This window comes from Sphingobacterium sp. ML3W (assembly GCF_029542085.1).
In the GTDB taxonomy this organism is placed as follows: Bacteria; Bacteroidota; Bacteroidia; order Sphingobacteriales; family Sphingobacteriaceae; genus Sphingobacterium.
Map to the genome: position 1 here is coordinate 1,029,413 of NZ_CP107036.1, position 14,472 is coordinate 1,043,884.

At 39.7% G+C, this 14,472-nt stretch carries 11 protein-coding genes; 9 read left to right on the forward strand and 2 right to left on the reverse strand.

The window, feature by feature from the left end; all coding sequences use genetic code 11:
• Positions 1 to 204: 204 nt before the first annotated feature.
• The 9 genes from OGI71_RS04360 (at position 205) to OGI71_RS04400 (ending at position 13,530) form a co-directional block, all read left to right on the forward strand.
• On the forward strand, positions 205 to 3,354 hold the full coding sequence (locus OGI71_RS04360) for a TonB-dependent receptor (RefSeq protein ID WP_282254095.1): 3,150 nt from the start codon (positions 205 to 207) through the stop codon (positions 3,352 to 3,354).
• Between the two features lie 2 nt (positions 3,355 to 3,356).
• Positions 3,357 to 5,276, forward strand: a complete 1,920-nt coding sequence (locus OGI71_RS04365; RefSeq protein ID WP_282254096.1) for a RagB/SusD family nutrient uptake outer membrane protein — start codon at positions 3,357 to 3,359, stop codon at positions 5,274 to 5,276.
• A gap of 39 nt (positions 5,277 to 5,315) precedes the next feature.
• A complete protein-coding gene (locus tag OGI71_RS04370; RefSeq protein WP_282254097.1) occupies positions 5,316 to 6,485 on the forward strand; it encodes a DUF5000 domain-containing lipoprotein in 1,170 nt (389 codons plus the stop codon).
• 32 nt (positions 6,486 to 6,517) lie between these two features.
• Positions 6,518 to 7,720, forward strand: coding sequence for a DUF4998 domain-containing protein (locus tag OGI71_RS04375; RefSeq protein ID WP_282254098.1), 1,203 nt, complete (start codon positions 6,518 to 6,520; stop codon positions 7,718 to 7,720).
• 45 nt (positions 7,721 to 7,765) lie between these two features.
• On the forward strand, positions 7,766 to 9,052 hold the full coding sequence (locus tag OGI71_RS04380; protein WP_282254099.1) for a hypothetical protein: 1,287 nt from the start codon (positions 7,766 to 7,768) through the stop codon (positions 9,050 to 9,052).
• 257 nt (positions 9,053 to 9,309) lie between these two features.
• Positions 9,310 to 9,969, forward strand: a complete 660-nt coding sequence (locus tag OGI71_RS04385) for a hypothetical protein (protein WP_282254100.1) — start codon at positions 9,310 to 9,312, stop codon at positions 9,967 to 9,969.
• A gap of 129 nt (positions 9,970 to 10,098) precedes the next feature.
• Positions 10,099 to 10,608: an STM3941 family protein gene (locus tag OGI71_RS04390; protein ID WP_282254101.1), complete on the forward strand. Its 510-nt coding sequence runs from the start codon at positions 10,099 to 10,101 to the stop codon at positions 10,606 to 10,608.
• Between the two features lie 58 nt (positions 10,609 to 10,666).
• Positions 10,667 to 12,172, forward strand: a complete 1,506-nt coding sequence (locus OGI71_RS04395) for a hypothetical protein (protein ID WP_282254102.1) — start codon at positions 10,667 to 10,669, stop codon at positions 12,170 to 12,172.
• A 620-nt stretch (positions 12,173 to 12,792) separates the two neighbouring features.
• Positions 12,793 to 13,530, forward strand: a complete 738-nt coding sequence (locus OGI71_RS04400; RefSeq protein ID WP_282254103.1) for a hypothetical protein — start codon at positions 12,793 to 12,795, stop codon at positions 13,528 to 13,530.
• Positions 13,531 to 13,682: 152 nt separating this feature from the next.
• On the opposite strand, the gene OGI71_RS04405 is transcribed toward OGI71_RS04400, so the two are convergent.
• The gene (locus OGI71_RS04405) at positions 13,683 to 13,829 is read right to left on the reverse strand and encodes a hypothetical protein (protein WP_282254105.1); all 147 of its coding nucleotides are present in this window, start codon (positions 13,827 to 13,829) and stop codon (positions 13,683 to 13,685) included.
• 28 nt (positions 13,830 to 13,857) lie between these two features.
• On the reverse strand, positions 13,858 to 14,421 hold the full coding sequence (locus OGI71_RS04410; RefSeq protein WP_282254107.1) for a biliverdin-producing heme oxygenase: 564 nt from the start codon (positions 14,419 to 14,421) through the stop codon (positions 13,858 to 13,860).
• Positions 14,422 to 14,472 lie beyond the last annotated feature (51 nt).

Consider the following 14,472-nt stretch of genomic DNA (forward strand, 5'->3'; position numbering starts at 1 on the left):
ATAAAACTATTTGTTCTGAGGGAGATAGTAATCAGCAAAAATGCGGTTATTAGCCTATTTATCTAGCAAATACAATGCAACCGCTTGCTTTAATTTTTTTCTTAAAAAAATAAGAAAAGATTTGAAATTAAAATTTTAATATGTAACTATGTGTATACAAATTGAAATTATTTTCATACAAACCAAGTTAAACTAACCAAAATTATGAGCCAAAGTATCATTTCTTACTTTAGGGTGCGTGCTCTCCTCTGTCTATTTTTGATGGGGATTTATGCGCAATTATGCAATGCTCAGTCAGGCAGTTTTACAATTAAGGGGAAAGTGAAAGATCAAGCCGGTAAAGGCTTGTCTGGTGTAAGTGTATTATTGAAAAATAGCAAGACTGGAGCGACGACTGACTCCATCGGGAGTTACACGATTAAAGTACCGGAGGCTAAAGGCACTCTTATTTTTTCCTTTGTAGGGTTTATGGGAACCGAAGAGGAAATCAAGGGACGCAATCAGATTGATGTTACCTTAAAAGACAATCAAAGTGAATTGGGGGAGGTTGTTGTTGTGGCCTATGGGCATCAGAAAAAGGAGAGTATGGTCAGTTCGATTACGACGATCAATCCAAAAGAACTCAAAGGGCCAACGAGCAATCTGACCACCATGTTAGCAGGAAGGTTATCCGGTGTAATTGCATACCAACGTAGTGGTGAGCCCGGCGCGGATAATGCGCAGTTTTTTATCCGTGGTATCACATCTTTTGGTAGTGGAAAGGTAGATCCACTTATTTTGATTGATGGTATGGAATCTACGCCAACTGCCTTGGCTAGGCTCCAACCGGATGATGTCGCAGGGTTTTCTGTACTAAAGGACGCAGCAGCATCTTCATTATATGGCGCAAGGGGCGCAAATGGTGTCGTACTGGTTACGACAAAGACGGGCTCCGATGGAAAGACCAAATTTAACTTTAGACTGGAAAATTCAATCTCTACCAATACACAGAATTTTAAGCTGGCGGATAATATAACTTATATGAAGTTAGCGAATGAAGCTGTACTCACCAGAAATCCAATCGGTGAGCTACCCTATTCGCAAAATAAGATTGATCATACTATTGCGGGTAATAACCCCCTGTTATATCCCAATAACGATTGGATAGGCTTAATGATTAAAGACTACACCATGAATCAACGATTCAATTTTAATATGAATGGCGGGGGGAAGGCTGCTCAATATTATATTTCAGGAACGGTTAACCAAGATAACGGCATATTAAAAACAAATAAACAAAATAACTTCAATAATAATATTGACCTTAAAAGTTATGAAATTCGTTCCAATGTAAACGTGAAATTAACACCTACAACCGAAGGAGCGGTCAAGACATCCGGGAGCTTTGATGATTATACTGGTCCGATAGGCGGGGGCGGTTCAATTTTTAGGAGCACCTTAACTTCCAATCCGGTATTGTTTCCAGCATTCTTTCCCGCTTCGGATATGCCTCGGGTAAATCATCCTTTATTTGGCAATGCTGCTCTGGCAGAAGGAAAGTTTTATAATAACCCATACGCTTCTATGGTGTCTGGTTTCCAGGAGTATAATACTTCTACCTTAAATGTACAGCTGGAGATCAAACAGGACTTCAACTTCCTGACAAAAGGCCTGACTGGTCGATTGATGGCTTACACGCAACGTTATTCTCATTTTAATTTGACCCGTCAGTACAGCCCATTTTTTTATCAGGCCAATCCAACAAATGCCAATGAAAAGGGGTATAATTTGTCATTACTGAATGAGAAAACAGCTACTGAATACCTAAATTATAGTGAGGGTGTTAAAATTGTAAATACAAATACGTATGCTGAAGCAGCAGTTAATTATAATCGCACGTTTAATGAAAAGCATAATATCAGTGGTCTGTTGATTACGATTATGAGAAATTACCTGAACGGTAATGCAGGAAACCTTCAGGCTTCTTTGCCATTTAGAAATCAGGGGCTGTCCGGAAGATTTACCTATGATTACGATAACCGTTATCTGCTCGAAGCCAATTTTGGTTATAACGGTTCGGAGCGTTTTGCTAAAAAGCAACGCTTTGGTTTCTTTCCATCCATTGGCGTGGGATGGAACCTGAGTAATGAAGCTTTCTTTAGGCCAATTGCCCCTATAATTACAAGAATGAAATTGCGGGCAACATATGGTTTTGCGGGAAATGATCAGATAGGAAAACCCGAAGACCGATTTTTCTACCTTTCAGATGTCAATCTAAATAATGCTGCGAGAGGCGCTTTTTTTGGTGAAGATTATGGCTATTCAAGACCTGGAGTATCTGTCTCAAGGTATGCTAATGACGACATTACTTGGGAAAAGGGAAATACAACCAACATTGGGCTGGACTTAAGTATATTAAATTCATTAAATGTTGTGGTAGAAGTGTATAAGCAACGTCGGAGCAATATCCTGATGGAAAGAGTTTATATCCCGACGACAGTTGGTTTAGAACCTAAAATTAGTGCAAACGTGGGAAAGGCAGAGGGTAAGGGCGTAGACGTATCGATGGATTATCATAAAACTTTTGGAAGTGCCTGGCTACAGGCGCGGGGTACATTTACCTATGCGACCAGTAAATTACTGGTCAATGAGGAACCCGATTATCAGGAAAACATGTACTATCTATCACGCGTTGGGCATTCGTTGGCGCAGAATTATGGTTTTATTGCCGAACGATTATTTGTTGATGATGAGGATGTTAAAAGTTCGCCGAGGCAAAACTTTGGCGAGGTGAGAGGCGGAGATATCAAATACCGCGACTTGAACGGTGATGGTGAAATAACTAATCTAGATATGGTTAATGGCTTGGGGCATCCGGTTACACCAGAGATTACCTATGGTTTTGGTTTTTCTTTAGGCTACAAAAATTTCGATATCAGTGCTTTTTTTCAAGGGTCGGGAAGATCTTCCTTATTTATAAATCCTGAAGCAATTTCACCATTTATACTTAGTGGCGGAATGCAAAGTGGACTCTTGGACGTAATCGCCAAAGATCATTGGTCGGAGGACAACAATAACTTATATGCGTTTTGGCCACGCCTCAGCGCGACCGGGAACGAAAACAACAACAAGCCTTCTAATTGGTGGATGCGCAATGGATCTTTCCTTCGCTTGAAAACAGTGGAAATTGGATACAATCTACATGAAAAAATCGCGAAAAAATTTGGCTTAGGAGGTATGCGAATCTATGCCAACGGAAGCAATCTCTTTTTGGTTAGTGCCTTCAAAATGTGGGATCCGGAGCAAGGAGGAAATGGTCTGGGTTATCCGCTTCAAAAAGTATTTAATATAGGAGTAAACGTTCAATTAAACTAATCATGAAACAGTCTAATTTTGTACGCAGAAATATTGGGAAATGTTGCCTATTTATCATTGTCTTAATGATCTCAGGTTGTAAAAAAAGCTTCCTGGATGTCGTGCCTGATAATGTCGCGACCATAGATCATGTCTTCGCAAATCGTATTGAAGCCGAGAAATATTTATTTACCTGTTATTCTTATCTACCACGGGAGGGAAACCCAGACATGAATCCGGGTTTTAATGGCGGCGATGAAACCTGGACCTATTGGCCGATGACGCTTGATTTCTTTTCATTGGATTCCTATGAAATTGCAAGGGGATTACAGACTAAAGTTAACCCAAAGATGAATTATTGGGATGGGTATGATAGCCGCTCGCTATGGACAGGAATACGCAATTGTAATATTTTCCTGGAAAATGTGGATAAAGTAGTTGACCTAGAGCCCTATGTAAAGGATCGTTGGGTAGCTGAAGTGAAATTCTTGAAAGCCTATTTTCATTGGTATCTGTTTAGGATGTATGGTCCTATTCCGATTCTTGATAAGAATTTCTCCACTACCGCGACACCAGAAGAAGTAAAAACATATCGCCAGCCAGTCGATTCTGTTGTCAATTATATTTCAAATTTAATTGATGAGGCATCTTTCGGAAATGTCAATGTCGGTCTACCTGCTAAAATAAATAATCGCTTTACTGAGCTTGGTCGTGTGACCAAGGTCGCGGCACTGTCTATCAAGGCAAGGTTGCTGGTTACTGCAGCAAGTCCACTGTTTAATGGAAATACAGATTATATTAATCTAAAAAACAAGGATGGAAAAGCATTATTTAATCCAGTCTATGATGAAAAGAAATGGGTAAGAGCGGCTGAGGCTTGTAAAAAAGCCATCGATATGGCATTGGAATCGGATGTTGCTTTATATCGTTTTGTTCCGAAGGCAGGAACGGTGAATGAAGATACGCAGATTGAAATGAACATTCGCAATGCAGTCTGCGAAAAATGGAACAAGGAGCTGATCTGGGGGGCAACCTCCGATGGGTCACCCACCTATTGGATACAGCTTTTTGCTTGCCCCCAGCTAGATCCCAATAATATTAGCAGGGAGCTCAAAGGTAAATATGCACCTACACTGAAAATGGCGGAATTGTTCTACACCAAAAATGGTGTTCCCATAGAGGAAGACAAGAATTGGGATTATGCAAACCGATATGAACTAAAAACTGTAACAGCCCAGGACAAGGGTATGCAAGAGGGCTACCAGACCGTTGCTTTACATTTTGGCCGCGAACCACGATTTTACGCTGATATTGCATTTGACGGTTCTAAATGGCTGATGTCAAATAAAGAATATGAGATCAAGAGCAAATCGGGTGAACATAGTGGTAAAAAACAGCCCCGTATGTATTCCATCACAGGTTATTATACAAAAAAGCTTGTCAACTGGAATCTGGTGGCAACAGAAACTTCAACTACCGTGGAATCGTACCCTTGGCCTATTATGCGTCTGGCAGATCTTTATCTGCTCTATGCTGAGGCATTAAACGAAAGCGGAAATTCGAAAGCAGCATTGCCCTATCTCAACCAGATCCGCGAGAGAGCGGGACTTAAGTCCATAGAAGAATCGTGGATGGCATATTCCAAACGACCAGATAAATACACAACTGTAACTGGGCTGCGGGAGATTATTCATCGTGAACGTGGTATTGAGATGGCTTTTGAAGCGAGTCGTTTTTGGGACCTAAGACGATGGAAAACAGCCTCAAAACTGCTCAATGAACCCGTTTATGGCTGGAATATTACACAAGAAACAATAGAGGAGTATAACACAAGAGTGTTTTTGTTCAATCAGGGATTTATTGCTCCACGCGATTATTTGTGGCCTATCAATGATTATGCGCTTCAGATCAATCCCAATTTGGTCCAAAATACAGGTTGGTAAAAAATAAAAAATTGATATTCAATTCAAATAATAAGGATAATGAAACAGATGATATATAAGTTCTTGTTCGGGGTGTTATTGCTGTCTATGTATGCCTGCAAACAAGATGAAATAGGTCCTATTCAGAATGATGGAATAGCCCCAGGTCCGGTCAACAATGTAAACGTGAAAAATTTAAATGGTGCAGCAGAAATTACTTACGAGATTCCCAAAGATCCAGATCTGCTTTATGTCAAGGCAGCTTATACTGCGCCAAATGGTGAGGTTCGGGAGACAAAGATCAGTAAACACAAAAACACAGTACTGGTAGAAGGATTCGGCGATACGAAGGCTTATGTTGTAAGCTTAACTGCTGTAGATAAAGGGGAAAACGCCTCGGCAATAGTTGACGTTACAGTAAATCCCAAGGAACCACCAATGAAGTTAGTCAAAGAGACAATCAAAGTAACGCCAGATTTTGGAGGTATCAACATCAGTTATGAAAATGTGACTGCTGCCAATATGGCCATTGTTGTACTGACCAATGATTCATTGGGGCAGTTTGTACCTGTCAATACCCATTATACCAACTTAAAAAAGAGCGTCTTTCCGACAAGAAACCTGAAGGCTGAGGAGGCTAGATTTGGTGTTTTCGTACGTGATAGATGGGGCAATCGTTCGGATACATTGTACCTCAACTTAACCCCATATTTTGAAACTAAGCTGGATCGGACGAAAATGAAAGGCCTTAGGTTACCAACAGACGCAGGATTAGACTATGGCGGGACAATGGCGGGACTTTTTGATGGAAATGTAGGGGATGGTACGTTCTATCATTCGGATAATAATGCAAAGATGCCACAATGGTTTACGGTTGATCTGGGTGTCACCGCAAAGTTGAGCCGTTTGGTTTACTTTATGAGGCAGGCATTCTATTATGGTCTGCATAATCCACGCGAGATAGAGATATGGGGTTCAAATGATCCTTCAGCGGATGGAAGTTTTACGAATTGGGTATTGCTGACAAAATACACCGCAGTGAAACCCTCGGGATTACCAGAAGGACAACTTTCGCAGGCCGATAAGGCCGCTGCGGAGGCTGGAGAATCAGTTCCCATTCCCAAAGAGGCACCCAAAGTACGTTATATCAGGTTCAAAACACTGAAAAATTGGAGTAATGGCACTTATGTCAATTTCAATGAACTGGAAGCTTGGGGTGATCCAAGATAATTAACAGAGTTTATAATATTAAGCAGAACAAAATGAAATTTAAATATATTGTTGAATGCTTGGCTTTTCTCCTAGGTATAGCTGCTTTTTCATCCTGCAGAAAAGGAGATGAGTACAAGAAATTTTTTGGAGATGGGGAACTGATCTATGCCAGTAGGGTGGATAAGGTCATTGTGCATCCTGGAAATAGAAGGATATTGCTCTCTACTATACTTTCAGATGATCCATTAGTATCCAAAATTAAGGTCTCCTGGAATGAGGGTAAGGATTCTCTTGTACAAACAATAATACGGGGACCTAAGAAAGATGCCTTAAATTTAATGATCAATAATCTGGATGAGGGTGTTTATAATTTTGTCATGCATACGTATGATGATAAAAATCGCTCTTCCGTCGCATTGAATGTGTCGGGGACTGTTTATGGTGAGAGCTATAGTAGTTCTTTGGGAAATAGAAGGTTAAAAGCACTTAAATATGGTGCCGGCGAAAATATCCTTAATTTCTCCTGGGCGAGTCCTAATCTTGATGATATCGGTGTTGAGCTGCTGTACAAGCACAAAGACGGTACTATGCGAACCAAGATGTTTCTGTCAAATAAAGTTGATACAACTTTAACAGATTTTGACGCAAATACAAATTTTAGATATAGGACACTATTTAAACCAGATTCAAATGCTGTGGATACTTTTTCAGTAGCTTATGTCGAACTTGTGGTTCCCGGATTTGAACGCGAGCTTGATAAGTCTAAGTTTAAGGAATATGTGCTTCCTACGGATGCTACTACCAATCATGGATGGGTGATGCCTAATATGTGGGATGGCAATTACGACAACGGTTTTGCGACAATTAACCGGATGCCGCAATGGTTTACATTTGATACTGGAGTTTTGGCTTCACCAAGTAAATTCAAGATCTGGCAGGCTGCAGACAGGATTTATGCGCAGGAAAATATGCGGAAATTTGAAATCTGGGGCAGCGACAAACCTGCGCCTGACGGTAGTTGGGACAACTGGACAAAGTTGGCAAGCTGCGAATCGCGCAAGCCATCAGGCTTGCCTGGCATAGAAAAAAATGATGCTGATATTGCCTTTGCGAAGGCAGGCGAGGACTTTGTTTTGTCAGAGGGTTTACCCAAGGTGAGGTACATCCGCATCAAGGTGCTGGAAACATGGGGCAAGGCTAACTTTGCCACAATAGGCGAACTGAATGTATATACCAAAGACAGGAATAAATAAAAAGTTTAAATCAATTATAATTATCAGATGCAAATGAATGTAAAAATGTTAGTGCTAGTGGGTCTCTGTGCTTTTACCGGGAGTAAGAGCAGTTATGGACAGGATGGGAAAGCTGTGACAAACTCAGGAAGAGTTGAAATTAAACCCAAAGCGGATGTTGTAAAAACAATGGCGGAGCAATTGGTTAAAAAAGGTTTCACCGCTGGTGATGGCTATGGTGAAGTCTGGATAAGAGACCTGAATACTTTTGTCACCGTTGCCAGTACAGTTAATGATAAAGAGTTAATAAAAAAGCATTTGCTTACTTTTTTTCAGTTTCAACAACCTGATGGCGGTATTCTAGATGGCTATGTACCTGTAAAGAAAGGCGCCGTTCCTTACAATTATTATCATTCCGCGTTAGCGCCGGAGTATGCCGGACATAAGAATACGGTTGAGACTGATCAGGAAACTTCATTGATTCAAGCAGTGGCAAAATATGTCAGAAGTACTGGAGATAAAAGTATTTTGAATAATAAGATTGGTGGAGTTTCTGTACAGAAGGGGCTTGAGCGGGCAATGGATTTTCTATTGACCAAAAGGTATAATGAAAAATATGGATTGCTATGGGGAGCGACAACTGTCGATTGGGGTGATGTCCAACCGGAACACGACTGGGGGGTCGTTTTAGATGAAAACTCCCACCTGACACTTGATATCTATGATAATGCGATGTTTATCATTGCCATTAATGATTTTCTGGAGATTGCCGACCTGAGCAAGGCTGAACAGAAACATTGGAAGGATATTAAAGACAAGATTGCGAAGAATGTCCGTAAGCACCTTTGGGATAAAAAGAAGGAGAAATTTATACCACATATTTATCTGAACGGTTCACCTTTTCCAGATTCATTCAATGAGTCCGAAATATACTATCACGGCGGAACAGCTGTGGCGATAGAAGCGGGATTGCTCAGTAAGGCTGAGGTAAAAGTGGCGTATAGAAAGATGCAGGACAATGTCAAGAAAGCAAATGCGGCAACCATAGGATTGACAATTTATCCTGTATATCCACAGGGCTTCTTTAAAAACGGTGGTATGGGACCATATTCCTACCAGAATGGCGGTGACTGGACCTGGTTTGGTGGACGTATGATCTCACAACTGATCCGTTATGGTCTTATTGATGAAGCCTGTGAGGCACTTGAACCAATGTTAGATCGTGTACTTAAAAATAAAGGTTTTTATGAGTGGTACACGCCAGACAACAAACCACAGGGTTCGGCTAGTTTCAGGGGAGAAGCTGGTGTTTTGTGGACCACAATTACCGATCTTGAGAAAAAAAGGAGTTAATAGTGTCGAAGTACTAACGGAGCGACTATCCAAAAAGCAAATATTGGCATATAAGACCCGATAAAACTTTGGAACCTCAGTCTAATGAATGTATAAGGTTCAAGTTCTTAATGAATTTGGACCTTATTCTATTTTACCCAAATGCGAATAGACGCGAAATTGTAGCGAATTTAAAATGGTTCTAGACGAATTGGAGTTGGCTTATAAATTTGAGGGTAATAGTTTTAATTTAGTACTATAAATTATATGACAACTTTATGAATACGCATTTATCCTATATTAAAAAATTAACTATTCTGGGGACAAAAACCTTATTTAAGTGCTATTTGTTAGCTATTCTGTCAACAATATTGTACCTCATCGTCGGATATCTACTGCTCAGGAGCAATGCAGATGGCGCCTTCTTTTCAATGACCGGGTCAATAAAGACCGTTGGAAAGTTCCTGTGGTTGATCGGGTTGATCTTGTTGCCGATCTTACTCTTCTTATTTAGCAATAAATATGTTTTCTCGACTGTAGCCAGTAAGGTTGTAGAAGAGCGGCAAGATGATTTAATTATTCCTGCTTTGGACAGGGTATTACTTGTTTTTCAGTCCAATCAGCCTGATCTTATTCAGAATGCGGGCGATTATACTTTTGCGAAACTCAAGTTGATCAATGAAGTGAAAAACACAAGGATTGAGAATCCATGGATCAAGCGTATTGTGGTATTTGGCCTAAACAAGATAAGCTTTGACAGCTTAGATCTCGACAATAATAACAACTTTTATGATATTGTGAAGTCCAAATTTATTGCTGTATTGGAAATGCTGACTGAGGCTGACAATAGACCTTTTTGGATCTGCATCGCTATTCAATGGTTGATTATTCTGTTTATTTGGTTTGCTGGTTCGGATGCTTCATTAATTGGTCAATAAATTGGCCATAAAGCCGATATAAGATGAACCGTTTTTCTTCAAATAGATCAAAGTTGGTACGCTCAATGGAATTAGTGAAAAGCTCAATAGGGAGATCGTGACCTGTAAACAAGTTGAAAAAACAGATATATGAATGAGACTATTATAGAATTTGACAGCAAAAAGCGCCTGAAATTAGTCGTGTTCGGTGTTGTGTTTACTGTCGCAACGTTGGCCTTTGCTTATTACATTTTCTTTGTTGCTCAAAGAATAAATATAACCTTTGGTACATTGATGTTAATGATGGGCTGCCTTGGTTGTTATGGTTTAATTTCCGGTACAAAGAGCATGTTTGATAAAGACCGAACAGGCCTTATTTTGAATGCGGATGGTATCCATTTTAAGGGAACGCATCTGGGGAAAGCGATTGGCTTAATAAAATGGAATGCAGTGCAGTCTGTATCGGAGGGAATTGCCCATCGTGCTCCATTTGTCTCTTTGAAATTGCGGAATCCAGAAGATCATATTAAAAATCTTTCATCGCAGTTACAACAATTTGTTATCAGCAATGGACTAGTCGTGACAGCTGATCAATTGTCTGTTGATTTCAATGAACTTAAAAATTTGATCGCAGATTACCATCAAAGGTATCGCCAATAATGGATAGCGTGATTAGCCAATGCTGGGCAGTAATTTTGATAAATAATAGCTTTAGGAAATGAAAAAAGTATTTGTAGTCATGTTATTCTTGCTGTTCGCTCAGGTTGGCCTGTGGGCTAGCGAATGCTATCATTACCATACAAAGAAAAATTATAAAATTGTTACTGTAAAAGGAATACCTCAGTTGCAGATTACTATAATGGATCCGAACGGGATTAGTATGGCAGATCAACAACAGATTCCTATCCTGCAGGTAGGCAATGATATTAAAATTGTTGATCGAAATAGACACAATATGCTTCTTGCTGATCATCAGGCATATTATCTACTCGCTGCAGAATTCTATGATGTCGATCGTGTAACACCTGTAAAAATTGCAGATAGAAAAGATGTGAAAAGTACATTTGACGCAGATCTACTTTATATGCATGGAAAATGGTTTTCTTTTTCCTTTGATCCATACGCAAAAAAAATAACCAAGACAGCAACCAAATTGTTTCCTGACAAACCTATTGTACTCGCTCAATTCCAAAACCGTAGATACCTGCTCAAGGACGATAAACATGTCTATTGTTATGAGGGGACACAATTAACAGCTGAAATAATATCGGGGTTGAACGCCGCGACCATACAATGCCTCAGACTAGAAAATAATGAGGATAAATATTTGCTTACGGATGGGAATACGGCCTACATTTATGATGTCAGTATTTTTGATCAAATAGATATTACCGAATCGCTTCTGATTCTTGATCTGAAACGGCCGTTTACAATTAAAGAGGTGGCGCAAAACTGGCTGAATTCGTTTGTTGATTTTAATGATGGAAATATCTGGTGCTATATTTCTGCGGGTCTGGATCTACAAGACGGTACAACTGCTTACTTGTATCCAGTAAAAGCACAATGGCTGAATAAACAGCATGAACTTATTGACAAAGAAGGTAAGATATATTATAATGGTTGGGATTTGATCAATGATCAGCCACCAATGAACCTGACCGCTGTTGCACAGCCAAGCTTATTGGAGATTACCACCTTTGGATTCTATTTTGATGGCATAGCTTTTTATAAAGACCAAGATGGAGCGGGAACATTAGAGCCTGTGACTTGGCTCAGTAAAGACAGCAAGTTTGTCAATGGGGTCTATTCCTATCAAAAAGGAATTCCCAATTTCTTTGATGATGGTAGGCAATTGGTATTTGACGATAATACCTTGGCGAAGAAAAGAACAATAGCACATCAGTCCGCTTTAAATGATCTGAAACTAGCCTACGCCTATGACGATAAATTGCTGATAGAAGATAGAGAAATAATGAATATAGCTAACCGCGAAAGCATGGAATTGCTCGGTTCTACAGTGGATGTCATTGAAGGTTGTGATGGTGGCAAGGGGCAGATACCAGTGGTGATTGAATATAACTATTTTTTTCGGGACAAAAATCATATCTATGGTTACCACTCCGGTGACCAGACGTTGACACTGATTAAGGCTATTGCACCTCATACCATAGAAAAAGATAATTATGAGAAGTTGAGGGAATTGCAGAAAAAAATGAAAAATTGATGCGTTGCCACTCTTATTCTTTACTTTGAAATGCCACCATTGCTAAATTGGCCTGAGGTAGGTTGACTTCTTTAGGTTGTCCAACTGTATTGGCTTAAAAAAATTGGACGTTATTTATTCGAAACCTATTTTAATTAAAAATTGTGAAATAAGAGAAATAAAAGAGACTCACAATTTGAGTATAGGATATTCTAGAAGCTTTTTTACCCCGAGGATAAACACAATAGAGTAGCGATGCAGCTATTAGATAGTAACGGCAGGAAATTAAGGTAAGAATAGAGTGAAGTAGGACTTGGGGATGTCTATTGTCAAACTTCGGCTGGTATATGGACTCGATGGGGACCAAGTTAAGAACAAGTTATTACCAAGTTCGTCCTGTAGGTAGGTTCAGTGCACAGTGAGTCCACCTTGAGTCCACCTTTCATGGTGCTTTCACGGTACGTGTACATTTTTTACAAGTCGGGAGCAGGGCGAGCATGGGGCGAACTTGCCCATAAGCTATTTACAACAAGGTCCCTTGAAAATTGCAATATTTATAATTGTCATTTTACTCAAATTTGAAATTTATTAAAAATAAATAAGATGCTTGACATCAGGTTTTTACCGTCGTATCTTTAGGTATGGGAATAAATGATAATGGATTTATCAGAGGCCTGGTTGGCCCCCTGGTGAATAGAAAAGTTGGCAACAAAAACTACCTGCAAAGCAGACCATATCGCGTCAAACAGACGGATGATACCAAAAGAGCAGGTAAAGATTTTGGCAAGGTAAGCCGCGCGGGTGCATTGATTCGGATGTGTTTTGGGGAAGTCCACCAGGATCTCCATGATGGGCAGATGGGCAATCGCTTAAATAGGCAGATCTATCGTGCAATAAAGACAAATCTTGATTGTGAAAAGGGAAACCGTACGCTGAGTAACTGCGTATTGGATCGCTTGGTAAATTTTCAGTTCAATGAAAATTGTCATATGCAGGATTATCTTTTTATTGATCCGGTAATCTCGCTGAACAAGAGGAAGGATCTTAAAATATCATTTCCGCAGTTTGATATCAAAAGAGCACTGGTACTTCCTGAAAAATGCAATGCGGTAGTATTTAAATTTAAAGCGTTGTCATTCGATTTCGATGAGCTTGGGCCTATAGAAATAAATGATGTGGAGTGGGAATACGATATTAAATATAGAGAGCAAGCGATATCAGAAAAGACCTTGACTGTCAAATGTGGTGACTTTGTAGGTACCTCTATATTTGTTGGATTTACCATGCTGTATCTGGAAAAAGATAGCCGCCGGTCGAATGTACTCAATAAAATAGATTTTAATCCAGCTTCGATTCTAGCCGCTTTTCAGTTATACTAAGGGTATTATAAGCAGCATACCAGATGCTGTAGTGGATACAACTGAATTTATTGTTGATCCGAAAAAATAATCAGAAAAACGATGTAAACAAATAGAAGCAGTCTCAAAAATTGTTCGTTAACAAATTTGATTGACTGCTTCTTTATTTTTATTTAAATAGACCAGCTACAGGACTTTGCTGCGAAAAAAAATACTGCTAGCCAAACAAGTCCCTTTGCCAGGAAGAAGATAAATGCCCCCATGCCGGCACGCTTCAACCATTTTGATTTATTGTCTTTTCTATTGTCTTTTTGCTCCATTTGAAAGGTTAAACAATATTCGGCCTATTTAGTTTGCACTGGCAATAGGCGTGAATACTTCACCAAAGTTATAAAAAGTTTGGTTTGCAATTTCTACCGAACGGTCATAAGTTGCAGGATCCGCAGCATATTTGTTCAATACAGCTGTAAATCCAGCCCACATGTCACGGCTATTGTCACCGTAACCCTCAAAGAAAGAGGTACCCTTATTGACCCCATATTTATTCAGCATCTGTACGATGTAGGGGCCACCCATGATCGATCCTTCCAATACATATAATGATGCAAGGGCTTCCTGTACATTTGTTACTACTGGAGCCGTTGCTTCCGGAAGATTCTCAATGTCACCTCCTAAGGCTTCAATATCACTTTTGATGTAAGAAGAGTTGCGGCGTTCCGCCAGATCCGGTAATACTTCGGATGTAACAAAAGGAGCGATGCTATCTTCCACTGCACGGAAATAAGCATAGAAGCCTTTTAATACCTCGGCATAATCTGCTTCAGAACGAATATTTTTCAATTGGCGCACGATCGTTCCTTCTACGTTTTGGTGAGCAGCGTGCGTCTGCTCTTTGATATGTTGACTTAACATGTTCTTTCTTTTATTTATAACGATTCTATACAAAGATTCGTATTTATTTTC

Bases quoted from the DNA above. Each gene is read 5' to 3' on its own strand.
- OGI71_RS04360 (WP_282254095.1), top strand. From the start codon at position 205: ATGAGCCAAAGTATCATTTCTTACTTTAGGGTGCGTGCTCTCCTCTGT.
- OGI71_RS04365 (WP_282254096.1), top strand. From the start codon at position 3,357: ATGAAACAGTCTAATTTTGTACGCAGAAATATTGGGAAATGTTGCCTA.
- OGI71_RS04370 (WP_282254097.1), top strand. From the start codon at position 5,316: ATGAAACAGATGATATATAAGTTCTTGTTCGGGGTGTTATTGCTGTCT.
- OGI71_RS04375 (WP_282254098.1), top strand. From the start codon at position 6,518: ATGAAATTTAAATATATTGTTGAATGCTTGGCTTTTCTCCTAGGTATA.
- OGI71_RS04380 (WP_282254099.1), top strand. From the start codon at position 7,766: ATGTTAGTGCTAGTGGGTCTCTGTGCTTTTACCGGGAGTAAGAGCAGT.
- OGI71_RS04385 (WP_282254100.1), top strand. From the start codon at position 9,310: ATGAATACGCATTTATCCTATATTAAAAAATTAACTATTCTGGGGACA.
- OGI71_RS04390 (WP_282254101.1), top strand. From the start codon at position 10,099: ATGAATGAGACTATTATAGAATTTGACAGCAAAAAGCGCCTGAAATTA.
- OGI71_RS04395 (WP_282254102.1), top strand. From the start codon at position 10,667: ATGAAAAAAGTATTTGTAGTCATGTTATTCTTGCTGTTCGCTCAGGTT.
- OGI71_RS04400 (WP_282254103.1), top strand. From the start codon at position 12,793: ATGGGAATAAATGATAATGGATTTATCAGAGGCCTGGTTGGCCCCCTG.
- OGI71_RS04405 (WP_282254105.1), bottom strand. From the start codon at position 13,829: ATGGAGCAAAAAGACAATAGAAAAGACAATAAATCAAAATGGTTGAAG.
- OGI71_RS04410 (WP_282254107.1), bottom strand. From the start codon at position 14,421: ATGTTAAGTCAACATATCAAAGAGCAGACGCACGCTGCTCACCAAAAC.